At 70.1% G+C, this 25606-nt stretch carries 25 protein-coding genes, 1 tRNA gene, 1 pseudogene and 1 riboswitch; of the genes and pseudogenes, 15 read left to right on the forward strand and 12 right to left on the reverse strand.

From position 1 onward, the window contains the following. Nucleotides 1–128: 128 nt before the first annotated feature. Together FHR32_RS05105 and FHR32_RS05110 are read right to left on the reverse strand one after the other, a co-directional pair. Nucleotides 129–695, reverse strand: a complete 567-nt coding sequence (locus FHR32_RS05105) for a superoxide dismutase family protein (RefSeq protein WP_184753232.1) — start codon at nt 693–695, stop codon at nt 129–131. A gap of 128 nt (nt 696–823) precedes the next feature. Next, nucleotides 824–1114: a 4a-hydroxytetrahydrobiopterin dehydratase gene (locus FHR32_RS05110; protein WP_184753233.1), complete on the reverse strand. Its 291-nt coding sequence runs from the start codon at nt 1112–1114 to the stop codon at nt 824–826. 199 nt (nt 1115–1313) lie between these two features. Here FHR32_RS05110 and FHR32_RS05115 point away from each other — a divergent pair, with 199 nt between their 5' ends. From FHR32_RS05115 to FHR32_RS05140, 6 genes are all read left to right on the forward strand, one after another. Then, entirely contained in the window at nt 1314–1967 is a 654-nt protein-coding gene (locus FHR32_RS05115; RefSeq protein ID WP_184753234.1) for a class II aldolase/adducin family protein, read from the forward strand. Between the two features lie 50 nt (nt 1968–2017). Continuing rightward, nucleotides 2018–3229, forward strand: a complete 1212-nt coding sequence (locus tag FHR32_RS05120) for a DUF4032 domain-containing protein (protein ID WP_184753235.1) — start codon at nt 2018–2020, stop codon at nt 3227–3229. 153 nt (nt 3230–3382) lie between these two features. After that, nucleotides 3383–3760 carry a roadblock/LC7 domain-containing protein gene (locus FHR32_RS05125; protein ID WP_184753236.1) on the forward strand — a complete coding sequence of 126 codons (378 nt, stop codon included), beginning with the start codon at nt 3383–3385 and terminating at the stop codon, nt 3758–3760. A 3-nt stretch (nt 3761–3763) separates the two neighbouring features. Further along, nucleotides 3764–4618, forward strand: coding sequence for a DUF4388 domain-containing protein (locus tag FHR32_RS05130; protein ID WP_184753237.1), 855 nt, complete (start codon nt 3764–3766; stop codon nt 4616–4618). Nucleotides 4619–4670: 52 nt separating this feature from the next. Further along, entirely contained in the window at nt 4671–5057 is a 387-nt protein-coding gene (locus FHR32_RS05135) for a roadblock/LC7 domain-containing protein (protein ID WP_221465267.1), read from the forward strand. 13 nt (nt 5058–5070) lie between these two features. Further along, entirely contained in the window at nt 5071–5442 is a 372-nt protein-coding gene (locus FHR32_RS05140) for a hypothetical protein (protein ID WP_184753239.1), read from the forward strand. 225 nt (nt 5443–5667) lie between these two features. On the opposite strand, the gene FHR32_RS46575 is transcribed toward FHR32_RS05140, so the two are convergent. Then, nucleotides 5668–6348: a hypothetical protein gene (locus FHR32_RS46575; RefSeq protein ID WP_184753240.1), complete on the reverse strand. Its 681-nt coding sequence runs from the start codon at nt 6346–6348 to the stop codon at nt 5668–5670. Nucleotides 6349–6569: 221 nt separating this feature from the next. Next, nucleotides 6570–6719, reverse strand: a riboswitch (cyclic di-AMP (ydaO/yuaA leader). A gap of 476 nt (nt 6720–7195) precedes the next feature. Between FHR32_RS46575 and FHR32_RS05150 the strand changes: the two genes are divergently transcribed. Then, a complete protein-coding gene (locus FHR32_RS05150) occupies nt 7196–7747 on the forward strand; it encodes an alpha/beta fold hydrolase (RefSeq protein ID WP_184753241.1) in 552 nt (183 codons plus the stop codon). On the opposite strand, the gene FHR32_RS05155 is transcribed toward FHR32_RS05150, so the two are convergent. From FHR32_RS05155 to FHR32_RS05165, 3 genes are all read right to left on the reverse strand, one after another. Further along, the gene (locus FHR32_RS05155) at nt 7748–8542 is read right to left on the reverse strand and encodes a DUF4253 domain-containing protein (RefSeq protein ID WP_312882020.1); all 795 of its coding nucleotides are present in this window, start codon (nt 8540–8542) and stop codon (nt 7748–7750) included. 139 nt (nt 8543–8681) lie between these two features. Next, nucleotides 8682–9323 (reverse strand): DUF4142 domain-containing protein, encoded by a 642-nt coding sequence (locus FHR32_RS05160; RefSeq protein WP_184753243.1) that lies wholly within the window; start codon nt 9321–9323, stop codon nt 8682–8684. 191 nt (nt 9324–9514) lie between these two features. Next, nucleotides 9515–10057, reverse strand: a complete 543-nt coding sequence (locus FHR32_RS05165) for an SPW repeat protein (protein ID WP_184753244.1) — start codon at nt 10055–10057, stop codon at nt 9515–9517. A gap of 90 nt (nt 10058–10147) precedes the next feature. On the opposite strand from FHR32_RS05165, the gene FHR32_RS05170 reads away from it, so the two are divergent. Then, a complete protein-coding gene (locus tag FHR32_RS05170) occupies nt 10148–10786 on the forward strand; it encodes a methylenetetrahydrofolate reductase (protein ID WP_246465985.1) in 639 nt (212 codons plus the stop codon). 275 nt (nt 10787–11061) lie between these two features. Here FHR32_RS05170 and FHR32_RS05175 read toward each other — a convergent pair whose 3' ends face one another. Together FHR32_RS05175 and FHR32_RS05180 are read right to left on the reverse strand one after the other, a co-directional pair. Beyond that, nucleotides 11062–12396 carry an FtsX-like permease family protein gene (locus FHR32_RS05175; protein ID WP_184753245.1) on the reverse strand — a complete coding sequence of 445 codons (1335 nt, stop codon included), beginning with the start codon at nt 12394–12396 and terminating at the stop codon, nt 11062–11064. Continuing rightward, nucleotides 12393–13201 (reverse strand): annotated as a pseudogene (locus FHR32_RS05180) (ABC transporter ATP-binding protein). The gene FHR32_RS05175 and the pseudogene FHR32_RS05180 overlap by 4 nt, the downstream one beginning before the upstream one ends. 147 nt (nt 13202–13348) lie before the next feature. Here FHR32_RS05180 and FHR32_RS05185 point away from each other — a divergent pair. The 3 genes from FHR32_RS05185 (at nt 13349) to FHR32_RS05195 (ending at nt 15885) form a co-directional block, all read left to right on the forward strand. Then, nucleotides 13349–14266, forward strand: a complete 918-nt coding sequence (locus FHR32_RS05185; RefSeq protein WP_184753246.1) for a TetR/AcrR family transcriptional regulator — start codon at nt 13349–13351, stop codon at nt 14264–14266. Between the two features lie 236 nt (nt 14267–14502). After that, nucleotides 14503–15099, forward strand: a complete 597-nt coding sequence (locus FHR32_RS05190; protein WP_184753247.1) for a cell wall protein — start codon at nt 14503–14505, stop codon at nt 15097–15099. Between the two features lie 9 nt (nt 15100–15108). After that, a complete protein-coding gene (locus FHR32_RS05195) occupies nt 15109–15885 on the forward strand; it encodes a MauE/DoxX family redox-associated membrane protein (RefSeq protein ID WP_184753248.1) in 777 nt (258 codons plus the stop codon). 73 nt (nt 15886–15958) lie between these two features. Here the strand turns inward: FHR32_RS05195 and FHR32_RS05200 are convergent, their stop codons facing one another. Beyond that, on the reverse strand, nt 15959–17374 hold the full coding sequence (locus FHR32_RS05200; protein ID WP_184753249.1) for a protein kinase domain-containing protein: 1416 nt from the start codon (nt 17372–17374) through the stop codon (nt 15959–15961). Between the two features lie 9 nt (nt 17375–17383). Then, nucleotides 17384–18784, reverse strand: a complete 1401-nt coding sequence (locus tag FHR32_RS05205; protein WP_184753250.1) for a DUF4407 domain-containing protein — start codon at nt 18782–18784, stop codon at nt 17384–17386. Nucleotides 18785–19018: 234 nt separating this feature from the next. Between FHR32_RS05205 and FHR32_RS05210 the strand changes: the two genes are divergently transcribed. Genes FHR32_RS05210 through FHR32_RS05220 form a run of 3 tightly spaced genes read left to right on the forward strand, consistent with a single transcriptional unit; the run spans nt 19019 to nt 23831 of the window. After that, a complete protein-coding gene (locus tag FHR32_RS05210; protein ID WP_184753251.1) occupies nt 19019–20449 on the forward strand; it encodes a hypothetical protein in 1431 nt (476 codons plus the stop codon). Beyond that, nucleotides 20446–21468 (forward strand): hypothetical protein, encoded by a 1023-nt coding sequence (locus FHR32_RS05215; RefSeq protein ID WP_312882021.1) that lies wholly within the window; start codon nt 20446–20448, stop codon nt 21466–21468. Before FHR32_RS05210 ends, FHR32_RS05215 begins: the two co-directional genes overlap by 4 nt. Beyond that, complete coding sequence (locus FHR32_RS05220) at nt 21465–23831, forward strand: hypothetical protein (RefSeq protein WP_184753252.1); 2367 nt, start codon at nt 21465–21467, stop codon at nt 23829–23831. Before FHR32_RS05215 ends, FHR32_RS05220 begins: the two co-directional genes overlap by 4 nt. Before the next feature lie 4 nt (nt 23832–23835). On the opposite strand, the gene FHR32_RS46580 is transcribed toward FHR32_RS05220, so the two are convergent. After that, entirely contained in the window at nt 23836–24792 is a 957-nt protein-coding gene (locus FHR32_RS46580; protein ID WP_184753253.1) for a GNAT family N-acetyltransferase, read from the reverse strand. 52 nt (nt 24793–24844) lie between these two features. On the opposite strand from FHR32_RS46580, the gene FHR32_RS05230 reads away from it, so the two are divergent. Further along, nucleotides 24845–25507, forward strand: a complete 663-nt coding sequence (locus FHR32_RS05230) for a TetR/AcrR family transcriptional regulator (protein ID WP_184753254.1) — start codon at nt 24845–24847, stop codon at nt 25505–25507. A 17-nt stretch (nt 25508–25524) separates the two neighbouring features. Here FHR32_RS05230 and FHR32_RS05235 read toward each other — a convergent pair. Then, a tRNA-Lys gene (locus FHR32_RS05235) sits at nt 25525–25598 on the reverse strand. Nucleotides 25599–25606 lie beyond the last annotated feature (8 nt).

The raw sequence follows: 25606 nt of genomic DNA on the forward strand, positions 1-25606 counted from the left end.
CCGCGGCCACCACGGCGTATCGCCGCCCCCGTTGTGCCTCGTCAGGACGGACCGTCACCGTCGTCATACCGTCGATGCAACACTGATCGTCTTACACTCCTGGCCGGGCACCGTGGCGAGGGATGTGCCTAGCTTTCGGTGAGGGTGACGCAGGCGACCCGAGGGCCCGCGGTGCCCGCGTCGGCTCCGGCCCTCACGGTCGGCTTGGCGTGGATCACCAGGGAGTGGGGCACCCGGTCAGGGGCGAACGCCCACTGCTGTTTGGCGGTTGCGGTGGCGGCGCCCTGGGCGTCGGTGGTGAAGTCCAGCCACACCTCGTTGGTGGCGCTCGCGTGGGAGTGGACGTGCTGGTAGTGCGGACCCGAGTCGTCGGGCTTGATCCCGCACGGGGCGATGTGCAGGTGCGCGCCGTAGGTCCGGTTGGGCAGCAGCCCTCCGACCGTGACCGTGGAGGTGGCGAGCACCGCCCCCGACTCGGCCACGACCTCGGCCGAGGCCCCGAGCGGCGCCAGCTTGGTGTCGTAGGTCACGGCCAAGGCCTTGGGGGCCGGCTTGGTGAGCGTGCCACCCCCGGCGAGCCGGATCCCCGTGGGGCTCGGATCATGTGCGACCGGATGGGTGGTGACGGTCGTCGACTGGCCGCCACAGGCCACGCTCAGCAGACCGACGGCGGCGAGAGCCACGAGAACGCGCATCCAACAACTCCTTGACCAGACACGGATCAGACACGGCGAGCAAGGGACCCACTGTAACGAGTGATCAAGCAATCACAGTGGGTATTCGCATTGTCCGATCCGCGCGAGTCCCGCGGCTCCCGGATCCGTCAGGCGTGGGACGCGGCGATCGCGTCGATGCGGGCGGCGAGGGTGAAGTCCATCTCGGTCAGGCCGCCGGCGTCGTGGGTGGACAGGGTCAGGTGGAGGGTGCGCCAGCGGATGTCGATGTCAGGGTGGTGGTTGAGCTTCTCGGCCTCGACGGCGACCTCGTCGACGATGCGGATCGCGGTCGGGAAGTCGGAGGCTTTGATCGTGCGGCGGATCTCGTTGCCCTCGCGCCGCCATTCGGGCACGTCGGCCAGTCTCCGGTCCACCGAGGAGTCGTCAAGCAGGTCCATCCGTCCAGGAGATCACGTCTGCGGCGGACGCACAAAACCAGACGGCCCATCGGCGCGTCCGACAACGGAGTGGACCGGCGGACGTGGCGCGGACGCTCCGGCTCCGACCGGAGCCGGAGCGTGGGCCGTCGCCACCGTCGGACACGGCAGCCATACAGAGGTTTGCTGCTTAGCGCGATATAGCCATACTTTTGCTGACATGTTGCTGGCGGAGCAGCGTCGTCTGCTGTGTGAATACGGCCGCAAGGCCGCCGAGACCGGGCTGGTCGTCGGCACGGCTGGAAATCTGAGCGCCCGGGTCGGCGACCTGGTCGCGGTGACGCCCAGCGGGGTCTCCCTCGACCGGCTGGAGCCCGAGGCCTGCCCGGTGATCGACGTCGGGGGCCACCTGGTCGAGGGGGAGCTGCAGCCGTCCTCCGAGACGCCCATGCACCTGGCGCTCTACACGGACACCGGTGCCCAGGCCGTCGTGCACACCCACTCCACCTTCGGCACGGTCATCGCCACGACCATGACCGAGCTGCCGCCGATCCACTACAGCGCGCTGCTGCTCGGCGGCACCGTCAAGGTCGCCGACTACGCCACCTTCGGCACCCCCGAGCTGGCGGACTCCGCCAGGGCCGCCCTCAAGGACAGGCGGGCCGCGCTGCTGGCCAACCACGGCGGGGTCACCGTCGGCGACGACCTGCACGGGGCGTTCGAGGCGACCCGGCTGCTGGAGTGGCTCTGCGAGGTCTACGTGCGGGCCAAGGCCGTCGGGGAGCCCCGGGTGCTCACCGAGGAGCAGCTCTCCGCGGTGGTCCAACGGGCCTTCTCCCCTCCCGTCTTCCCTCGCCGGCCCGCCAGCCCGTGAAGACCGGCCCCACCGCCTCCCCACCGACTCCCGACCTCGTGAGGATCGACATGCCCCTGCAGCTCACCGGCGCCCCCGGCGACCCGGATCTGATCCGCCTGCCCTGGGACGTCCCCCTCGAACAGTGGCCGGCGCACCACCTGGTCTCGCTGCCGCGCGGCATCTCCCGTCACGTGGTGCGCTTCGCCCGGCTCTCCGGCAGGGTCTACGCGATCAAGGAGATCAGCGAGTACTACGCCAAGCGCGAGTATCGCCTGCTGTGGGACCTGCACCGGCTCGACACCCCCTCGGTGGAGCCGGTGGCGGTGGTCACCGGGCGGACCGGCGCGGCCGGGGAGCCGCTGGACTCCGCGCTGATCACCCAGCACCTGCAGTTCTCCCTGCCCTACCGGGCCGTCATGTCGGGGACGCTCCGGCCCGACACGCTCACCCGGCTGCTCGACGCGCTGGCCGTACTGCTGGTCCGGTTGCACCTGAGCGGTTTCTACTGGGGCGACTGCTCGCTGTCGAACGTCCTGTTCCGCCGGGACGCGGGGTCCTTCGCCGCCTACCTGGTGGACGCGGAGACCGGCGAGCTCCATCCCATGATCAGTGAGGGCCAGCGGCTGTACGACATCGACGTCGCGCACACCAACATCTTCGGCGAGATGCTCGACCTGGAGGCCGGCGGCCTGCTCCACCCCTCCACCGATCCCGAGGAGGTCGCCGACTCGGTCTGCTCGCGCTATCACGCGCTCTGGGACGAGCTCACCTCCGACGAGATCATCGAGGAGGTCGACTGGCACATGATCGACCAGCGGATCCGCCGGCTGAACTCCCTCGGCTTCGACGTCGCCGAGATGATGGTCCGCCGCAAGGCGGGGACGGGGCGGCTGATCGTCCGCCCGAAGGTCGTGGACGCGGGTCACCATCAGCGCAGGCTGCTCCGGCTCACCGGCCTGGACGTGGAGGAGAACCAGGCCAGGCGGCTGCTCAACGACCTCGACTCCTTCAGGGTGTCGTACGGCCTGCGGTACGAGGACGAGGCGATCGTGGCCCACCGGTGGCTGGCGGAGGTCTTCCATCCGACGGTGGAGGCCGTGCCCCAGGAGCTGCGGCTCAAGCTGGAACCGGCCCAGGTCTTCCACGAGGTGCTCGACCACCGCTGGTTCATGTCCGAGGCGGCCGGAAACGATGTCGGCCTTCCTGTCGCCGTGGAGTCTTATGTGAAGAACATTCTTGTTTTCAAGCCGGACGAGCAGGCACTTATCACCGAAGACTGATGGGCGATTTCCCCTCCGGGATATACATCCTTATACGCGGTTATTAAATCATTCACCTCCGCGCACATCAGTTTCAAATGGGACACATGGTTCCCTCGAGATATCCCTACGCTGGCCGGGCGACGTCGTGAAGTCGTTGGCGAGGGAGCCCCCGTGCTTGGAATCGAAGACTGCCTCACCGAGGTCATGGCCATCCCCGGAGCGCTGGACGCGATCCTGATCGACCAGACCAGCGGGACGGCCGTAGGGGTCGGCGGCAGCCGTCGGACCGGCGTGGAGCAGTCGGCCGCCGGGTTGAGCGAGACCCTGCGAGCAACCCTGGACGGACTCGCCACAACCTCCCCCAGCGGAACGGTCCGGATCAGCGACATGATCATAACCACGGATAGCGGACATCATTTATTAAGGCCACTGGAAACGGTTTTCGACGGCCCACTGGTGATTTACGTCCGGCTCGATTTGGAGCGCTCGAATCTGGCCCTGGCCCGCCACCGTCTTCAGGCGCTGTCCAGCCGCCTGATAACGACGTGAGCCATGCCGACCGTGGAGAGCGTACTCAGCGGGCTGGCCGACGACCGCGCCACCGGTGCGCTCCGGCTGGGCAAGGCCGGGATGCTCTATCTCACCGGTGGCCGGGTGACCTACGCCGAGAGTCCGGCCGCCCCCCGGCTGGAGGATCTCCTGACCTCCGGCCGCAGAATCTCCGCCCATGCCGTACGGCAGGCCAGGCAGGCCGCCACCGAGGACCGGTGGGGCGGTGAACTCCTGGTCGCCCAGGGCGTCCTCACCCGGGGCGAGCTGGAGTTCTGCGTACTGAACTCGGTGCTCGACGCCGTGTACTTCCTGTTCGAGGCGACCGGTCACCGGCCCAGGTTCCGGCGGGGAGACCGGCACTGGCTCGGGCCTCAGTGGTATTTCGACGTGACCGGACTGCTCCGGGAGTGCAAGCGAAGGAGGGCGCAGTTGAACCAGGCCTGGCCGTCCGACGAGCTGGACGCGCTCCCGGTCGTCCCGGTGGGCCGCGTCACCGCCCAGCGGGTGGTGCTGACCTCGCTCCAGTGGGAGGTGCTGGTCGGCGCCGACTCCGCGGCGACCCCGGGGGACCTGGCGCGCAAGCTCGGCCGCCCGGCCTACTCGGTGCTGCTCGCCGTACGGCAGCTCGCCGCGGCAGGGCTGCTGCACACTCCCCAGGCCGGATCCGGCACCGTACCCGGCGCGCTGCCCAAGCGCGTGAAGAACGGCGCCGGAGGCCCCGGGGAACCGCCGGACACCGCGACGGGCGCCACCGGACCGTCCGCGCCGCTTTCGCCGCTTCCGCACGCGACAGGGGATCCCGCCGACGTCAACCTGCTCATCCGGCTCAGAGACGCATTGGAGGCATTGACGTGAGCCTGGTCCGATGCCGATGAGGCTCCGGACGCTGAAGCTGCTCGGAAGGAGGATGCCAGTGGAACTGCGTGACGAGATACAGCGGGAGATGGCGCTGCTGCGTGAGCGCATACCCGATGTGAACGGGAGCATCGCCTGCAGCGTCGACGGCCTGACGATAGCCAGCGATCTGAAAGAGGACGTCGAGCAGACCGGCGCGCTCTCCTCGGCGGTCCTGGCCCTCAGCCGCCGGCTGATGAGCATGGCCGGCAAGGGCACCTTCGAGGAGACCTTGATCTCCGGAACCAACGGTTACGCGGCCTTCTACGCCGCCGGCCCAAAGATCGTCCTCACAGTGCTGGCCCGCCCGGGCACCAACCTCGGGCTCCTGCGACTGGAGGGTCGCAAGACGGCGGTGACTCTGGCCGCCATCACATCCCGCATATCGATATCTCAGTGAATCGGAGACGCAAATGGGCAACATGGACATCTCGCTCAAAGAGATGATGGGGATCGACGGCGCCCTCGGCGCGGTGGTCGTGGACTACAACAGCGGCATGGCTCTGGGTGCCCTCGGTGGCTCCAAGGACCTCGACCTCCAGATCGCCGCGGCCGGCAACACCGAGGTCGTCAAGGCCAAGATGCGGACGATGGAGTCACTTGGCCTCAAGGACGGCATCGAGGACATCCTCATCACGCTCAGCGGTCAGTACCACGTGATCCGCCCGGTCAACGGCCGGGGCGGCAAGGGACTCTTTCTCTACGTGGCGCTCGACCGCGCCCGGGCCAACCTGGCGCTCGCACGGCACATCATGCGCGGCATCGAGGAGCGGCTCGAGGTCTGATCCTCCGGTACGGCCCGCACCCCGGGAGGCGCGGGCCGTACCGGAGCTCACCACCCGGCGGCGGTGAGCTCGTCGATCGCGTCGGCGAACTCGGGCCAGAGCGGGCGGGGCAGATCGTGGCCCCTCCGCGGGGTCCGCTCCTGCCTCTGATCCGGCATACGAGCCGGCGGATGCTCACCGGAAACCGCCCGGAGAGGCACCAGGAGGGCTCGGCCCTCCCGCCGATTACTTGTTGACCACCGTGGGCGGGGTGGCCGGGTTGTTGTCGACACGGCCCCACGCGCCGGCGGAGAACGGCACGGGCTGGTTCTTCTTACCCGGGCCGGTGCCCCACTTGGTGATCACGTAGTCGACCTTGATGTGGCCCGCGCCGCCGTTGCCGTCCACACCGAGCGTGTCGGGGTTGAACGTGCCGCCGGTCAGATCGGCGAAGGTCTTGGCGTCAAGGTCGATCATGACACCGCTGCTGGAGGGCACTCCGGGACCGCGGTCGCCGACGAAGAACTTGACCTTCTTGCCCTGGTAGACGACATAGCCCTCGGTCATCAGCGGCCAGCTCGGGCTGGCGATCATGCCCTTCTGCATCGGCTTGCCGCTCGCGGGCAGGCCGGTGTCGCCGGCGCGGCCTGAGGAGTCGTCCCAGAAGTACGAGGCCTTGGTCGAGCCGTTCAGCAGGACGACCTCGGAGCCGGACTCGGAGCCGGGCTTCGCGGAGGTGGTCTTGACCATGGCCGGGGCCGCCAGGGAGGCACCCTTGACCGCGATGGGGAGCACGGAGGTGGTGTCGGCCGTGGCGGGAAGCGCGGAGGGGAGCACCGAGACGACGCTCGCGGAGGTGAGAACGCTCGCGCCGAGGAGAGCGGCGACGACATATCGGTTCTTGCGTATGCCAAGGGAGAAGCGCATGGGAGGAAGACTCCTTCGCGAGGGAACGGGGAGACGCGGGTGCCACACAGGAGAGGCACGGGCGGATACGCGCTCACAGAGAGAGAGGAAGTGCCGGCGGTCCCGGGCACTACGCGAGGCGCGTCGGGGGGCGCCGCGTTCGAACGCGGCAATGAAGTCTTAGGAGGCCGGTACGGATGAGGCAGATACCAGCGGGAAGGGAGCGCAACGTCCCATGAGTGATGTCCTCTCCATCTCGTCTACCGGGTTAGCTGACGGATTCGGGCGGTGGAGTTGCCCTACCGCCGCATGATCGCGGCGGATTCACCCCATGAAGTGGGTCCCCGGTTCCCATGGCCCTGACGGCTTCCGGGATTCGACGCCGGCCGGCCGCTCCTTCCGCTGAAGGGCAGGTCGCCAACCGAACACAAATAGGACACTAGCGCCCATTCGAGGACAAAGCAAAACAAAACCCATGATAGACCCAGAAGATCTACCTTTATCGGCCAAGAAAGCCCTATTAGCCACCGCTTGACCTTCCGGACGGTGCGTCGAACCGGCCGGAACCACCGGGAAAACCGTTCGGCAGTTTCCGTTGATCATGCCTATGAGCTGGGCATTCTTCCCGATGACAGCCAAAGGAGGGATGATTCGACGAATATTCGCACGATCAATGCGAGGGGCACGGCGACCGGTACGCCGATCCTTCTGTCAACGCTTCTTTTTACCTCCACACAGGCCCATCGAGCAGGGAAATGGCACATCAACCGGTCGGAGCACACCCTCTGGAAGATCCAGAAGCGTCAGGACCGCCGCGGGTAAAGCCTCGGTCATGACCGGCGACCCCCAGCCGCTGTAGCGTGTACGGGTGCTGATCGCCTTCGGCTGCGCGGTGCTGTTCGCGGCCCTCTACGCGCTGGCGATGTACAGCACGGCCGGGCCGGCGGCACTCGGAGCGGTCGCCGTGACGCTGGCCGTCGCCCTCGTAGCCGTCTTGCACGGCCAGACACTCCGGGACGCGGCCGACCTCGAAGCCATCCGGCGCGTCCTGCGAGCCGACAAGCTCATCCTCGTCGGCCGTTCCTGGGGCGGCTCACTCACCGCGCGCTACCTGGCCGCCCACCCCCGGCACGTGGCCAAGGCGGTCTTCGTCTCTCCGGGAGCGCTCCGGGAAGGCGCCTACCCCGCCCACGCGCTGGTGCCCGACGACGAGGCCGACCCCCGCCCCGCGCTCCGCTCGGCCAAGGTCCCGGCGCTGATCCTGCGGGGCGAGTGCGACTACCTGAAGCCGGAGGTGGCCGAGGACTACCGGCGTACCCTGCCGGGCTCCACGCTCGTCGCTGTCGCAGGCGCGGGCCACTCCATCACCACCGAGCAGCCCGAGTATCTCCCGCTGCTCCGAGACTTCCTGCTCAGCTGATCAGTCCCACCAGAACGACCAGGCGTTCCTGCCTCTGATCTGCTCCGCGTAGTCGACCAGCGTCCCCGCGCTGTAGATGACGCTGTCGGGGCAGAACGTCCAGTGCTCGGCGGCGACGTGCAGGGCGTGTTCCGGGGTGACCGGGGGCGCGGCGACGCTCAGGTCAAGGGTGTTGAAGCCCATGCCGACCACTCGCACGCCGAACCTGTCCTCCCAGCTCCGCACCACGGCCGCGAGCGGGACCATCCACTCGTTGTGGTTCAGCGCGCCCTGCCACCCCATGACGGCCAGCGCGTCGGCCCCCCGCTCCGCCGCGACCAGCCCGAGCGGGGTCCTGCGCTCGGCGACCATCCCGGCGTACCAGTCGGCGACCACGCCGGGATCGGCGGCGAGCTCGCCGGACGGGGCCGGGCCGGGACACCGCGGTCCGAACGGGTCAAGCAGCTCCAGCTGGTCGACATGGGCCTTCTCGGTCCAGTCCGACCACACCTCGGCCATGAAAGCGGCGGGGTGGTAGTTGTCGATCTCGGCAACCGCGTCCGGGGCGATCTGGCCCGCCGACCACGGCTGGACGGAGTCCTCCAGCAGCACCGGCCACAGGCCCGAACGCCCGTGCTCCCCCCGTAACTCGGTCCAGAGCTCGCCGGCGACCGCCTCGTCACTCAGCCAGAACGCCGGACGGTGGCCGGCCACAGACCCCGCGTAACCGGGATCGGGCCACACCACGTCTCCGGGCGGCAACGCGGTCGCAAGCGTGCGTCCCTCACCGCCGTCGGGGAACAGCCGGCCCAGCACTGGCGGAAGTTGCCCACGCTCGCAATCGCTCATCCCTACCGATCCGATCCTGACCACGGACCAATTTTGGCGTGTCGGCGCCCAGAGCGACAGTTAGCCCCCGGGACCGGGCGGAAATCAGCGGGATCCGGTGGACGGGTCAGGGGTTCCTCGCCGCCTGTGACAGGGACACCCGCAGAATCGTCCCCGGCTGGTCCTGCCCCAGGGCCCCGACGGACTTCTGTACGGCGAGCAGCCGGTTCAGGTGGTCCTGGATGACCGGCTCGGCGGCCTTGGCGAGCGCCTTGACCTGTGGCACCGACCCCTTGTCGATCTCATTCCTGGTCGCGCCCAGGGCCGCACGGTGACTGTAGATCATCGTCTTGGTCCAGGCCTTGTCGAACGCCGCGCCGGACAGGGCGTCCAGTTCCTTGGCCTTGGCCTGCTGGCGTGCCGTGGGCTGCGTGGGCAGAGCCACCTTCAGACGCTGCGCGATCTGCTTGAGCCTGCTTTCGAGCTTGGTGTGGCCGGCGGCGAGGACGGCTCCGACCGAACGGACGTCCTTGGCCTTCCCCTTGCGCTCAGCGGCTTTGCCGGCGGCGATCTCAGCGAGATTGCCCTGATGCGTCTGGATCAGATACTGCACATCCTGCGCCGGCACCTGACGTCCGTGCGAGGAGGTCGAGGTCGGCTTCGGCGTGGGTGTCGGCGCCAGGGCCGATGCCGGTGAGGCGCTTGCCAGCAGCGCCAGCACGGCAACGGATGTCGCCGCGAGTGCCGTGAACGGAGTACGTGGTGCCATCACTACCTCCGGGAATGCATCCGGGCGGATTTTCCACCGCCACTTAGGCCCTTCCCGGCTCAGGGCTTTCCATGTGGACAAAAACCCACAGGAGCCCCAAATACCCCTATTTCATTACATTACACAGCGGTTCCATCCCAAGAGCTCGGCGCGGTGCGGCGGGCATCCCCGCCGCACCGCGCCGTACCGGCCTAAGGCCTGCCCGGTATGTCAGGTCTTCCTGGCATGTCAGGCCTGCCCGGCATCTCACGGCCGCCCGGCATGTCACGGCCGCCCGGCACATCGCGCCCGCCCGGCCTGTCGCGCCCGCCCGACATGCCGGGTATCTTCCTGGCGCCCACCGCCATCGCCGCCAGCCCGAGCAGCAGGATGACGATGCCGGTGATGACGTTGTTCCAGATGCTTCCCCTCATCGCCGAGCCTGTGAGCCAGGGAGCAATGATGGTCCAGACTCCGATGATCGGCACGATCCAGCTCAGCCCGTAGGTACGGCCGTAGGCCGACGCGAACCCGATGGCCAGAGCGGCAAGCGCCACGCCGGTGACCAGATTGCTCACGGAGAGCCTGGACAGGCCGTTGAAGCCGACCACCCAGGGAGAGATCGCCAGGTACAGCCCCGCGAGTATGGTGAGTCCCTCGATTACCTGGGCCGGCTTGCTGGAGCCCGCTCGCTCGTACCGCTCTCGCATCTCGATGAGATCGGGATGGTGTTCTAGGCTTGCGGGTCTGCTCATGACCCACGCCCCCCTCCGACTTTCGTACGGAATGGTTTTATACCCATATACCCGGCATGAGCGGATAAAAAGTACGAAGCGTGACAAATCTTGCCATGCTGGAGGCTCCCCGGCCTGTCGGGCGAGACCGGCGCAGCTGCCGGGGCCTGCCTCAACTCCCGCGACCGCAACCTGCTGGGATTCCGCAGGGACCTGCTGACCGCCGCCGCCTACGGGGTCGACCAGTTCCTGTTCGTCTACGGCGACAAGCCCACCGCGGGCGGGCGGACCAGCGATCTGAACGTACGCGCGATGATCGAGGAGGTCCGCGCCGCGTCACAGGAGGCCGCGTTCGCCGGGACACGGCCGTTCCGGGTCGGTACGGCGACGGGCCTGCGCCCGCTGCCCGCGTGGAAGCGCACCGCGGACTTCGTCTTCGTCCAGGTCAGCTTCTCCATGGAGGCCCTACTGCGATGGCGCGAGGCCACCCCGGTGGACGTGCCGGTGTACGCGGGGGTGATGGTCCTGGCCAGCGAGGCCCATGCCCGACGGCTCGCCGCGGTCATCCCAGACATCGACATTCCGCAAAAGCTTGTCGAAAAGGTGTCCGGCGACCGCGATGCGGGCGTTGAGGCCGCCTGTGAGCAGGTACTCCGGATCAGGGAGTCCGGAGCCTTCGACGGGATCCATCTCATCCCGGTGGCCCGATACCGGGAGGTGGCGGCCCGGCTGGAGTCCGTACTCGCCTGATCGACGCCCTCGCACGGCTCACGGACAGGGCGCTCGCCGGCGTCCGCCGCGTCAACGGCCCCGAGAAGGGCGATCGCTGTGATCAAGTCCACCAACGTCGTCGTAGACGGCGGGTGAGAGCCCGTCGTCGCGGACGGAGAGGGGCAGCGCGACGCCGGCCTGGTCACCGCCCACCGGGCCGGCCGCTCGGTCTTCTACGCCCGCACCGCGGTGGCCGACTCCCTCCTCGCGGCCGCGCCCGCGTGAGGTCCGGCAGCTGAGCGCCCGCCCGGCGGCTATGCCGCGGAGAGGGCGTCCACCGGCCGGACGCGCAGCGCGCCCATGGTCGTCGGGATCGTGGCCAGCATCACCAGCAGGAAGGCACCGCCGACGACGGCGAGGTACATCCACGCCGGGCCGGACGCGATCGGCGAGCCTGTTTTGACCATGCTGTAGGGCACCGTCGTGGCCGCGGCGGCGAGAGTGCCCAGCACGACGGCGATGCCGGCGGTGACGACGGCCTCGATGGCGACCATTTTCAGCACCTGGCCACGGGTGGCGGCCGACAGCCGCAGAAGGCCGAACTCGCGGCGTCGCCGGCGGGTGGCGGCGACGAGCGTGTTGATCACCACGATCGCCGAGAATCCGATGATCATGATGACGATCAGGTAGTTCACGGGTGCGAGCTGCGCGCTGACATCGCCCGCGACGGCGGGTCCGCGATGGACGCTGTCCTCGGTGCTCTGCATGTAGAGGGTTCCGGCCGCGATGCCGACCAGGAGGATCAGCGGGGACGCCACGCCGGCGCTGTGCCCCGCACGGACGTGGGCGTTGCGGGCGGCCAGCCGGGTGGTGGCCCCGAGCCGGGCGTTGGAGAGCCACCTGACGGGCGTCACGGCCAATGGGCTGAGCAGCGCGAGTCCGACGGCGACGGCGACGCCCGCCGGGCCGGCGGTGCTGGAGAGCAGCGGGCCGTCCGCCATGAAGAGGGTCGCCGCCGCCAGGCTCAGACCGACGGCCAGCAGCCCCAGGCCGCTGACCGCCCGAGCGCGGGCGAGCGGCCGAGCCGACGGCGACGCCTCGCTCAGAGCGCGCACGGGCGGGATGGACGCGGCGCGCCCGCTGGAGATCAGGGCGGCACCGACCGCGGCGGACAGGGACGTGCCCGCGCCGATCGCGACGCAGAGCCAGCCCGCGCTCAACGCGGTGGGGGCGCTGACCAGGCCGCCGCCCACCAGCCGCCCGAGGACGACCGAACCAAGCGCGATGCCGGGCAGCAGGCCCGCGGCGACCGCCGGCAGCGCCACGATCGCCGTCTCCAGCACGACGTTCTGCCGGATCTGCCGGGGGGTGGCGGCGATGGACCGCAGCAGCGCGAGCTCCTGCTCCCGGTGCTGGATCGTCAGGGAGACGGTGGAGACCACGCCGAAAGCCACGATCGCCACCGTCCACCCGCCCAGGATGGCGGGCAGCATGATCAGGAAACCGGCGCTGCGGCCGGTCTCCAGACCGGTCTCCAGCAGGCTCGCGAACGCGGTGAGCAGGGCGGTGCCGGCCGTCATCACGGCGGCCGGGGCGAAGTACGACCCGATGTGGGCGCGGACGGTGAGGACGGCCAGTCTCCACATCATCGGGCACCGCCGTCCCGGCGGTCCTGCCCGGCGGATCGGGGCGCCGTGGACAGCTGGGCCATCCGCGCGGCCACCGCCGCGGGGTTCGGCCGCGGCATGGTGTCCACGATCCGCCCGTCGGCGAAGAACACGACCGTGTCGGCATAGGACGCGGCGACCGGGTCATGGGTCACCATCACGATCGTCTGCCCGGTCAGGGTCACCGCCTCCCGCAGAATGCCGAGCACGTCGCGCGCGGCCTGGTGTCCAGCGCGCCGGTGGGCTCGTCCGCGAAGACCACGGCGGGCTGGGAGAGCACGGCGCGGGCGATGGCCACGCGCTGCTGCTGGCCGCCGGACAGCTCCGCCGGCCGGTGGTCGATCCGGTCGGCGAGCCCCAGCCGCGCGAGCAACGCCCGTACGGCCCGCTCGTCGGGGTGGCGACCGGCGAACTCGAGGGGGAGAGCGACGTTCTGCGCCACCGTCAACGTCGGCACGAGGTTGAACGACTGGAAGACGAATCCCATGCGGTCGCGTCGCAGCCGGGTCAGAGCCGTCTCGTCCAGGTCGCCCAGCTCGTGACCGTCCAGGACCACGGACCCGGATGTCGGCCGGTCAAGCCCGGCGGCGCAGTGCAGCAGGGTGCTCTTCCCCGAGCCCGACGGACCCATCACCGCGGTGAAGGTGCCCCGCGGGATGCGCATCGTCACCCGGTCCAGCGCGGTCACGACGGCATCGCCGTGCCCGTGGCGCTTGACCACGTCACGGAGTTCGAGTGCGTGTTGCGCCATTGTGGGCGACATTGGTGAGTACGCCGTACGAGTCATAAATACACCGTACCCCATCTAGGGGTTGAATGATTTATCGACGATAAAGCCCCAGTTCAGATGGGCGAAAAGCTTCGCGGCGCGTTCACCGTCTATAATTTCGTCACGACACGATTTCCGTGACGAAAATCAGAGGGGGTCCCAACCGTGCCAACGTGCGAGATGTGCGGACGGACGCTGCGCCTTGCCGAGCGAGGGCGTCCGCCGCGCTACTGCTCACGCGCGTGCCGGGCGAGGGCCTACCGGATGCGGGTCGCGGACCGCTCGGCGACCGGCGCCCGGGCCGACACCGGAGGCGACCCCCAGAACGGTGCCGGAGCCCGCGCCGGGACCGGCGCCCGGGCCGAGGCCGGAGGCGACGCCCGGCAGGCGCCCGAGAGCGCCGAGACCGGCATTCCGGAAGGGACCTTGGACCGGCCGCTCATCGTGCGCGCCGCGATCGAGCTCGCCGACCATGACGGCGTCGCCGCGGTGTCCATGCGGCGCGTCGCCACGGAGCTCGGGGTGGGGGTGATGTCGCTGTACCGCTACGTGGCAAGCCGTGAGGAACTCAACGACCTGATGGTGGACACCGTCTTCGGGGAACGGCCACTGCCCGAACCGGGCCCGGACGGCTGGCGGGCCAAACTGGAGCTCTCCGCCCGCGAGGAGTGGGCGCTCTACCGGGATCACCCCTGGGTGTCGTACCTCGTCGCGGTCACCACCCGGCCGCCGATCGCCCCGAGCCTCATGGCGTACACCGACTGGCGCATGCGGGCCCTGGACGGCCACCGCCTGGACTTCGCCACCATGGTCCAGGTCGCCATCATGATCGGCACATACCTGCAGAGCGCGGCCATGCCCCTCGCCCACGAGGCGCAGGCGGCGCGGGTGACCCGCCACACCCGGCAGCAGTGGGCGGACGCCCGGCAGGACGCGCTCCACCGCACCATGCGCACCGCACGGCTCCCCATGGTGTCGGAGTTCGGCACCGAGGCGTTTCAGGCATCCGAGCCGGAGAACATCTTCGAGTTCGGCCTCCACCGCATGCTCGACGGCATCGCCACCCTGCTCGAACAGGTCTGACCGCCCGACATCGCCCGGACGGCGCAGCACATTCGACGTGGGCCTCCGGCACGGAACGGCAGGCGAGACGCCGGCGGGGTCTCCTGCGGCTCAGAACTCCCGCAGATTAGACATTGCGGCGCGACCTGCGCCAGCAACCGGCTGATCGACCTGACCCCGGCCGCCTACAGCCGGATCGCCAGCCTTTCGGCCGGCCTTCGGCCATGCGAGATCTCGACCCCCTAGGAGGCCCGTCGATGACCAGCAGAAGGCAGATACTCAAGTCCGCCGTGCTCGGAGGCGGGGCAAGCATCGTCGCCGCGACCGCGCTGGGCTCGCTCGGCCCGGAGGCGGCCTTCGGCGCCGCCGCACCCGAGGTCGAGCCCGGCACGCCCGACCCCAACTTCGCCGAGGGCCGGATCCGTTCCATCAAGGACAACACGCTCCTCGTCCTGGGGTCGAACCTGGTGTTCCACAGCATCAGAGTCGTCGACGGCACGAGCCTGTGGAAGCTGGGTCCCACCACCTTCGACCAGGCCAGACCTGGTGACGGCCTCTACGCCCGGGGTGTCCGCATGCCGGACGGGGTACTGGCCGCCGAGTCGGTGTGGCTCAACATCGTCAACCTCAAAGGCCATGTCCGCAACATCACCAGCGAGAAGATCCACCTCGACCACAACGGGCAGGAGGTCCTCTGCCACCGCGTGGCGGGCAAGTCGGTCGCCGTCTACTCCGACGCACCGCCCTCCGCCGACCTGTCACTGCTGCGCGTGGGCCAGCACGTGCAGGTCCTGGGCGCCTGGCGCCCGGATACCAACGAGGTCGACATCGCCACCGTCTTCTCCCCTCACTAGGAGCGACAGATGCATGGGATCGCCGCGCTGCAGCCGTACGTGATCAGTCTCTTCCTGCTCTGGGCCGCCCTGGTGAAACTGCTCGACCGGCGAGTGCGGGCGCAAGCCGGGCAGACCGCCCTGGCCCGGCTGGTCGGCTCGGCACGTGCGGTCCCCGCGCTCCGGATCGTCGGAGTGCTGGAGCTCGTGGTGGCGGCCGCGTTGCTGCTGCCACCCGCCCTCCCCGTGGAGGGTGCGGCCGCCGCCGTGCTCTCCGCGGGATTCCTCGCATATCTCACCTACGCGCACCTGGCCGCGCCCACCTCGTCATGCGGCTGCCTGGGCTCGCACTCGCGGCCCGTGAACTGGCGCGGTTTCGCCCGGGCGGCGCTTCTGCTCGCCATGAGCGTCGCGGCGGTCTGGGCGCGGCCGTATCCGGCGACCCCATGGCTCGTGGCGCTGGGCCTGGCGGAGGCCGTTGCCCTGCTGGGGCTCTCGGCGGAGCTGGACCGCCACTGGCTGATGCCCCTGCGCCGGCTTCTCGTACGGCTGCGCAAACCGCTCGCCGTACCCTCACCACAGGAGATCCCGCTGGAGGTCACCCTGCGCCTCCTCTATCTCAGCCCCGCCTACTGCTCGGCGTCCGCACAGCTCACCTCGGACGTCCAGGACGTGTGGGACGAGGACGGCCTGCGGTTCGTGGTCTACGCGGCCGGAGGGCGTACGGCGGTGTTCGCCGTTCCGCTCCCCTGCGACGATCCATCGGCCGTCCGCGTCGCCCTCACCGACGAGCCCGCGCTCATCTGACGTGCCGCTGACGTGCCGCCCGTCCCGGACCCGCTGATTAGTCGAAGCCGACGATCGGGCGGATCCGGCGCCGTCACGCTCCGCCGGCCAGGCGGGCGATCTCGTCGCGTACGGCGCGGCTGAGCCCGCCGAGGAGCCGATCGGCACGGCCGTCCGAGGTCGCGGACAGCAGTTCCGCGACGACGGCGGGCGGCACGTATCCGAGCACCCGGCGGGCGCGCCGCACCGTCATCGCCTCCACCAGGCGGACCGCGGCGGGGACGATGCCGAGCGCGCCGAGGACGGCGGCCGTGACACGGTCATCCGCGTGCGCCAGGATGCTCGCGCTCCGGCTGGGGGGCATCGCGCCCACCAGCCTGGCCGCCCGACGCGGGGTCATGTGGTCGATCACCCGCGCGGCTCGCGGCGGCGGCAGCAGCGCCAGCACCTCGGCTGCCGTGCCCGGCGCCTCCGCCGCGCCGTCCAGGAGCCGCCCGGCGGCCTTCGGCTCCATCGAGCCGAGCAGGGTGGCGGCCTCCTGGCGGGGCCGATCGAGCAGCGGGCTTCCGCCGTCGCGGCCTTCCCCCGCCCGGACCGGATCCCGGACCGGCCCCGAGTCCTGCGCATCGTGTCCACGCCGCGCCTCCCGGCCCGTTCCCGAGCCGATGCGCCGCTCCGGCTCCTCCCGTCCACGGGGCCGCGGCGCCGGGCCCGCGAGGATCGTGTCCAGCCGCCACCCCAGCTCGGCCGCCCCCGTCCGCCGGGCGGGGACGGTGACGAGCAGGCCGGCGATCGCGTCGGCGAGCGGACCCGGTCGCCGGAAGCGCGGCGGACGCCCGGCGGCGACCGCCCGCGTCGTTTCGATCAGGCTGTCCCGGAGGAACGGTGAGTAGCCCTCCAGCGCGTAGAACAGTGTCACTCCCAGCGACCACAGGTCCGACTCCGGCCCCACCGCGTGCCCGTCGATCCGTTCCGGCGCCATGAACTCGACGGTTCCGAGCAGCATGTTGGTCGACGTGAGGCCGCTCTCCCCGGCGATCCGCGCGATACCGAAATCGACCAGGAAGACCCGGTCGTCGGGATCGACGATGATGTTGGCCGGTTTCACGTCCCGGTGCAGCACCTGTGCATCGTGCACGGCGGCCAGCCCGGCCAGCACCTCGCGTCCCACCCGGGCGATCTCCCGCTCGGAGAGGATCTGCCGCTCGATCCGGCGGTTCAGCGACGTGCCCTCGATGTACGCCATGACGATCCACGGCGACCCGTCGTCCATGAAGGCGTCGTAGATGTCGACGACCGCCGGATGCCGGATCCGCGCGGCGGCACGCGCTTCGCGCAGTGCCCTCTCCCGCCGTACGGCCATGTCCTCGCCGTGCGGCGCCAGCACCATCTCTTTGAGCGCGACGGATCGCCGCAGCGTCCGGTCCCAGGCGAGCCACACCGTGCCCATGCCGCCTCTGCCGAGCCGGGACCGCAGCTCGTACCGGCCTTGGATGATTCGTGCCGTCATCCGGTGGCCTCAGTCCTCGTCGGGGAGCAGTTCGATCCCGCCCGAGCGCTCCGCACCCGGTCCCGGCCTCCGCAGGATATGGGTCTCCGTCATGCCGCGCAGAGCCTGGTCTTCCAGGGGCCCGTACTCGTAGTCGGGTTCGGTCGGCTCGGCCTGGGTGCCGTTCGGTCCCTGGGGCGGCCGCGCCTCCTCCCCGAAGGTGGCGCCGGGCCGTCGCGACGTGTCCTCGCGGGGTGACCAGATGCGCCAGACGCTGTCCGACCCGCCGGGCTCCGTCGGCCGGGACCGGGACCCGGCGCGGACGCCGAACTCCTTGCGCACGCAGTCCAGGTCCCGGCGCTCGGCGAACGCGAGCGCCTTGTCGTAGACGCCGGGCCGCTGCATGAGCTTCACCGCGACCGGCAGGCACTCGATGAGCAGGAACAGTGCGAACAGCAGCAGCCGGGCCATGCTGAGCGTGAAGTCTTTGCCGGTCAGCTCGTTGAGCGCCCGGAGCCGGGTGAGCAGCCCGTCGGTGGCCAGGTTGTTCTCGGTGAAGGACCGCTGGATCCAGCTCTGCTGCTCGACCGCGGCGTCGAGCTGACGCTGGACCTTGGGCAGCGCCTCCTTCGCGGCGGCGAGCCGGGTCTCCTTGGCCTGTTCCCCGGTCGCGTTCAGCTCCCGCTTGCGGCCCTCTATCTGCCGGGTGAGCAGCTCAATGCGCTCCTTGTCCTTTTCGTATGCACGTCGGCTCTCCTGAGCGAGTGGACCATTGCCCTTTTTGACACAGTTTGGACCACCATAGAGCTGACACTGCCACTCTTTGTAGTGTTTGTCCGCTTGCTTCTGCCCATCGGCGCGCTGGACTGACAGCGCCTTTATCTTCGGGTCCTGTTCCAGGTCAAGGGGAATGTCGCCGCCGGAGGAAATCACCTGCTGCAGATCGGCCACCTCCTTGCGGAGCTGGTCGACGCCCTTCCCCACTGCGCCCTGCTCCTGCCGTACGGCGAAGGTGTTGGCGCGCTGCTGTTTCATCTCGGCGATCTGGGTGTCGATCTCGGCCTTGAAAACCTGCAGCACCAGAGGAGTGGAGATCACCAGGCCGAGCACGACGGCGATGAGGATGCGCGGCACGGCCAGCGTCCAGCGGTTCGGCGCGTCAGGTTTGATGGTGGAGACAAGCCACCGGTCGAGGCTGAGGATCGCCAGGCCCCACAGCAGAGCGACGACCACGGCGACGACGATGTTGACGCCGAGCGCGCTGTTGAGGGCGAACGTCATGGAGACGACGGCGAGCACGCTCGTGGTGAGGACGGCGCCCCCGATGCCCTCGAATTTGCCGCGTTCGGTCGGGCACGTCCGGAGAATCTCAGGGCGCGCTCCTGACAGCGCGATCAAACCCGCAGACAGCGCGCTCAGGAAACCTCTCATGCTCCTCCTCGGAAAGGGACCTCACCACATCAGCGCCGATTGGAACGGCGCCGGGCCATCGAAGGGGTTATCATAAGCGCCCAATGTCGCATTTACCGATACCCCATCGAATTTCATCGAGGAAGCCCGACACGACGCCTCGCCCCAGCAATCCCCCTAACGTTATATACGCCGACTAATCGGGATGCCGGGGACATAGCGCAGCTAATACGACATACCTATGGAGAACTCCTCGTGCCGGAGCCCGACAGGGATCTGAACAGGAAGGCGATCGCCCAGGCCCTGGCCGACCTCGCCGACACCGACAGCCTCATCCTGGTGGAGGTCGCCGCCGACGGCATCACCACGTTCCTGCTCCACCGGGACGACAACGGCCGCCCCCGCGGCCGGAGCTGGTCGGTGACCTGGCCGGGCCTCGCGGGCGAACGCGGATGGGACGCCGATCCGGCCGGGACCCGGGAGGCCGTGCTCCGCGCGACCCGCGCCTCCTCGTCCTCCGCCGACGTGATCCTGGTCGCCGAGTCCTCCGCCGATCCGCGGGTCGAGCAGGCCCTCGCCTGGCTGCGCGCGGCGCATCCCGCCTCGCAGGTGCTGCGAGCCGGAGCCCCGATCGCCGCACGAATCCGGGAGGTCATCGCGGACGACCCGCTGACCAGGTCGTACGAGCTGGTCGTCCTCGTCGACCCGGGCACCGGCCGGCCTCGGCTGACCAGCAGGCAGCTCTTCCCCCTCGGCTCCCGCCCGGGGGCCCGGACCCGGGTCGCCCTCCGCTGCGAAGCCGCGGGCGCGCACGGCACCGCGTTCGCCGTGGTCACCTGGCAGGGTCCGGAGCCGCGGCTGCTGTCCGTCCAGTCCGCCCCGGTCATACCCGGCCGGTATGAGGTGACCGCCGAGCTGGTACGGCCCGGCCGAGTACGGTTCACCGGCCTGCCCGCGCTCTCGCCCGATCCCCGGGACTGGAATCAGCTCGTCGCCGCGCTCCCGGATCGGCTGGCGAGGGGCACCGGCCCGGCGCATCTCGTCTGCGCGGTGGAGGTCTGCGGAGCGGACGACCAGGTCGCGGAACGGCTGAGCCGGGCACGTCAGATGATCAGCTCTGCCTCCGGCGGACTCGGCGACCTGCTCCGGGTCTCCCTCCTCGCCTACGCGGCGCACTCGTACGACCCGTCGGCGCCGGAGTTCCCGGTGCGGGTCGCGGCCTGGGAGGCCGGCGCGGGAGAGGCCCTGAACGCGCTCGGCGCGCTGGAGGAACAGGGGGTGGTGACCAGGGGATATCCGTACCATCCCCACGCGGCGCAGCTTGAGGACATGCTCGCCGTGGTGGTCGAACGGCTCGGCCGGGCGGATCCGACGCCCGCCGTCATCCTCACGGTCGGAGGCCGCCCGCCACACCCGGCTCGCACCGACCAGTCCAGGATCCTGCCCTGCCCCCACCGGCACGACTGGCGGAAGCTGAGCGCCGCCCTGCAGCAGCGGCAGGGCACGGTGCTGGGCGCGATCTGCGACCAGCCCGCCGACCAGGCGCACCAGGCGTGGCACCGGATCGGCGCGGCGGCCCTGGCCCATCTGGAGGCGGTGGACGTGCGCGGCCTGGCCGCCGATCTCGGCCTGGTCGCCCCCTCCCCCGTCCATCTCCCGTTCCCCCTGCTTGACGAGACGGAGTGACGACGCACATGCAGCCCGATCCGAGCCGGGGACGTCCCGATCACAACATCGCCATGTGGGGCGCTCCCGGCAGCGGCAAAACCACTCTGCTGGCGGCGTTGTTCATCGCCCTGACCAGGAGCAACGACGACTGGAAGATCATCGGATCCGACCCCGCGTCGTCGGACTACCTGATCGAGAAGACCAACGCCCTGTTGCGGGGCAAGCTGTTCCCCGAGGCGAACATGGCCCTGGAGCGCTATAACTGGACGCTGATCGGCCCCGCTCTCCGGAAGCCCGGCTTCTGGGGCAGGAAGGCCAAGCCGGGGCCGCCGACCCGGATAGGCATCGGCATGATCGACGCTCCCGGAGGATGGTTCGGCCCGGGACGGCACCCGGCGAGCGGCCCGAGCGCTCCGGGCGGCTCGGAAGACCCGCGTCTGCAGGAGCTGCTGGACAATCTTGAGCGGAGCCGGGGCATCGTCTTCCTCTACGACCCGATCAGGGAGTTCACCCTCGGGGACGCCTTCGACCACATGCACGCCCCGCTCACCCGGCTCGCCGAGCGGATGCTCGCCGCCGGCGAGTTCGCCGACGGGAAGCTGCCGCACCACATCGCCGTGTGCGTCACCAAGTTCGACGACCCCCGGGTGCTGGAGACGGCCGAGAAGCGGCGGCTGCTCACCGTCGACGTCGACGATCCGTACCAGCTGCCCCGGGTGACCAGCGAGGACGCGCGGGAGCTGTTCCACGAGCTGTGCCAGGTGTCGGCCAGCGGCAACGCCGACATGGTGCTCAACGCGCTCGACCAGTTCTTCCACCCGGATCGGATCCGTTTCTTCACCACATCCTCGATCGGCTTCTACGTGGACCGGCGCACGAAGCGTTTCGACTGGGACGACTTCCAGAACATGGTCCCCGGAGAGGCGGACGAGGACTCACGCATCCGGGGGCAGTTGCATCCGATCAACGTGGTGGAGCCCATGCTCTGGCTGGGGCAGCGGCTCGCCGCGATCCGGCCGGCGACGGAGCTCTCGTGACCAGCCGCGAGATCGGATTCGAGTGGGCGCTGGAGGGGAAGCGGCCCGGCGCCCACGACGACTACGAGCTGCTCTCCTGGAGCGACGACCGCCTCGGGCCTGAGGTGTTCGAGGAGATCAGGAGCAGGTATGCCACGGGTCTCTCGGCGGATCTGCCCCAGGTGACGATCGCGGTCGCGGCGACCAGGGAGCGCGAGCGGGTGTCGCGCCACATCGTGCTCGCGGCCCAGGAGTGGTCCAGGCACCGGGACGCCACCAACCGCAAGATCGCCTACACCCGCTGGTTCTACGTCCCGTACCAGGAGCTGGCCGTCCATCAGGTGTCCTACGAGGCGCTCTACCACGCCCTCGCGGACCTGCCGGTGACCCCGTCCCCTCCTCTGGTCGTACCCGTGCCGGAGTTCGACCCCACGACCCTCGACCCCGGGCCGGACGCGCGGTGCGCCGCCGCGCTCCTGCTGACCGGGCGGCCCGTCTGCGTGGTGGGCGCGGACAGAGTTCCCATGATCGAACGGTTGCGCTTTCTGGACACCGTCGCCGCACTCCTGCCGTACGGCATGCGGACGAGGCTGACCGCGGCGACCTGGACCAGCAGCACGGCCCGGCACAAGATCAGGCTGTCCTTCGCGCGGCACGCGCCGGAGAACGCCTACGAGGTGCGGTGGGGCCATGGAACGGAGATCCCCTGGCGGGACGGCCGGGCGAACGTGTGCCTGGGCCTGCTGGCCCAGCCCGATGTCGAGCTCGCGGACATGCTGCGGAGGCTCGCCGGGCTGACCGATCCGCTGTCGTTCGGCCCCGAGGACCTACCGGACGCCGCACGGCTGCTCGAAAACTCCAGCTCCGGACTGCTGCCCTCCGACGCCACCGGCGTGTGGTGGAAGCCGAAGCACCCAAGTTCGGAGGATCCCCGGACCGGGGGCCCCGGTGCGGGCACGAGCGTCGCGGCGGGGCATCGAAAGGCCCTGCCCGGCCCCGGCGCGCCCGGTTTCGAGGATCGCGAGCCGGTTCCGGGAGGAGGAGGCGTCGTCCCGGGAGCCGGGGCGGCCCCGCCCGCCCCGGGACCGGGTGAGCGGTGGCCGACCTCGCCCGTACGCAGGCTGTGGAAGTGGCTGGGCCCGGGCACCGGCGAGGGGCCGGCCGTACGCGCACCCGGTGCGACGCCCGATGTCGTGCCCGAGAACCGGGCCACGCCCGCCACGGCGACCGTGCCCTACCGGCCGACGGCCGCCGCGGGCCCGGTCCCGCGCACCGCGCCGCCCTCGATGCGGACCGCGCTCGGCGGACTGGAACAGGCTGACCGCGGGAGCCGGCCCCGGCCCGGCTGGGGCCTGCACGGCAAGGTCACCGTGGTCGTGGCTTTCGCGACGCTGGCCATCACCTTGATCGGCACCGGTGTCGTCGCGATGCTGCGCGCTCCCGGCGGCGATCCCCCCGCCGAAGGGGACGCGGCCGGAACGGGACCGGTCACGGTCGTCGTCCAGGCCCCGTCCGGGCAGGAGGACGCGTTCGCCAGGAACGTCGTGGCCGAGGTCGTCCGGCGGACGGGCTACCAGATCCGGCTGAGCGACGCCCCCGCCGCGACCGCGCCCGTCGCGGAGCCGGCCGTGGTCCTCGTGGAGATCCCTCCCGCGGATCCCGCCCTCTCGGGTGCCCTGCCGGCGTGGCCCGTGAATCCACTGGCGGCGCAGGGGTTCTCCGAGGTCGCCGCCATCCCTGTCCCGAACCGGGACGTCCTGGTCTACGACATCGGTCTGATCAGGCCGGAGAAGTTGACGGCGGCCTTCGCACATCCGGACGATGAGGTCCGGATCTCGGTGCCGGACGCCTCCCAGGAGGGGCCCTCTCGGGAGCGGCCTGAGCAGATCCTGCGGCAGCGCCATCCCTGGCTGCGTCTGGAGACCGTCCCGGCGCTCGACCCACTGCGCGCCCTCCGGGACAAAGCGGTGCAGGCCGCCATCGTGCCCCGCGAGGCCGCCCACGACAGCGGTTATCACCGATCGGAAGCGCTCGCCGGGCTGCCGAGCCGCTCGCTGCTCGTTCTGTGCAACCAGGCCGCTGGCCGCGCGCTGCGCGACGCGCTGGGCACGGTCGCCCGATCCATCGACCCCGGCAGGCTGGCATCGGAGGACTTCGACTCCCCGGTGACGGCGGCCGCCCGGCTGGTCGAGTCGGCCGCCCTGCCGCCACCATCCGGCGCCGTCCCCCATGCCGGCGATCGGGGGCAGGACTCCTTCTGGCCCGCCCTCTCCCTGGTCTCCGCCGGGGGCGCCGCCGGGTTCCTGGCCCTCCTGCTGGCGATACGGCTGCCGGCCAGGATCGAGCCGCGCCGGCACCCGCCGCGCCCGCCGTCCGCGCCGTAGTCCTTCACCGGTCGTCGTCCCAGGAGAGGGCGGCCATCCGCCAGCCTTCCGGCGTGCGCAGGAAGTGGATGCTCTTCGTCCCCGCCCCGGCGAATGGCCTGCCGAGGTGAACGCCGCGCTTACGGTAGTGGCACAACCGTTGCGCGACGTCGCCGAAGATCTCCGTGCGCTCCCAGATCTCCTCCTCGGCGAACTCGGTGAGCTCGCCCGAGGTCAGCAGCTTCTGTCGCGGCTCGGCGAACGAGTCCAGGTCGTAGACCTCCTGCTGCGGTCCGCCCTTGACGATGATTCCCCCCGGGACGAAGAGCCGGCGGATCACACCGACGTCCGGGCGAGCGCCGCCCGCGTTGGCGAACAGGCGGAAGAAGGCCGCCGTCAGCTCGTCGATCTCGGCCTTGTCCGCGTCGCTCCGCGCCCCGCGGGCGCGCCACTCGTCGGCGAGTACCGACCAGATCTCGATGTCGATGCGCCGGCTCTCGCCCGGGTAGACCTGCCGCAGGGTACCGTCGCGGGTCATGCCCAGCCGCTTGGCGACGTTGATGCTGCGCACGTTGTCGGCGTTGGTCCGCCACTCGACGCGCTGGATGCCGCGCTCCCTCACCGCCCAGTCGACGATCCGCTCGATGGCGCGAGTGATCAGCCCGTGCCCCTCCGCGCCGGGTTCGAGCCAGCAGCCCGCCTCGCAGACGCCCAGCGCGGTGTCGAACGACACGAACATCACGCCACCGACGAGTGTGCCCTCCAGCCAGATCCCCCAGATGCCACCCGCGTCCTGTGACCGCCTGTCGGCGTAGCGCCGCAACACCGCACGGGCCTCGGCGAGGTCGGTGGCGACGAACGTCGGCGACACCCACGGCGAGATGTTCTCACGCGCCCGGTCGAGGTGGTCGAGGAACTCCTCGGCCAGCCACGGCTCAAGCGGCCGCAGCTCAGCGCGGGCGGTGAGGGAAAGGGCGAACATCGGGCCTCCGGGAAAATTCATAACAAACGTTCGGTATGTAGACTAGTAGGCCATGAGCCCCCCCCGCACCGACCACGACGCCCGCCGCCACGACGTCTCCGAGGCGGTCTGGCGGGTCCTCGCCGAGCACGGGTTCGCCGGCCTCACCCTGCGCGCGGTCGCGGCGGCCATGGGGGCTTCCACCGGGCTCGTCACGCACTACTTCGCAGGCAAGCACGAGCTGATCGCCCACGCCCTCGACATCCTGGAGGCACGCACGCAGCAGCGCCCGCGCCTGAAGGCGCCCGCGATCGGACTGCCCACGCTGCGCGCCCACATGCTCGACATCCTCCCGCTGACATCGGAGGGTGTGGCGATGAACCGGATCTGGGTCGGCTCCTGGGACGTGGCACTCTCCGACCCCGCGCTCTTCGCCGCGCAGGCCACCCGGTATGAGCGCATCCGCGCGGGGCTGTGCACCGCGATCGAAGACGCGCAGCGCCTGGGCGAGCTGCCCACCCTGGCCGATGCGCAGCGGCTGGCGGCGACCGCGCTGTCCTTCACGCACGGCCTGGTGGTGCAGGCGCTCTTCGCCCCGGAAAGGTTCCCGGCGGAGCACCAGATCGAGCTCGTCGACGACTTCCTCGCCACACTCACCGCTGAGCGCGATCGTGGATGGCCGACGGACCCGTCAGGATGGTCACACAAACAAGAAAGCCCAGGCCAAATGCATTGACCTGAGCTTTCTGCCGGTGCGCCGCCAGGGACTCGAACCCCGGACCCGCTGATTAAGAGTCAGCTGCTCTAACCAACTGAGCTAGCGGCGCGTGAAGCC

The sequence above is a fragment of the Streptosporangium album genome, from assembly GCF_014203795.1.
In the GTDB taxonomy this organism is placed as follows: domain Bacteria; phylum Actinomycetota; class Actinomycetes; order Streptosporangiales; family Streptosporangiaceae; genus Streptosporangium; species Streptosporangium album.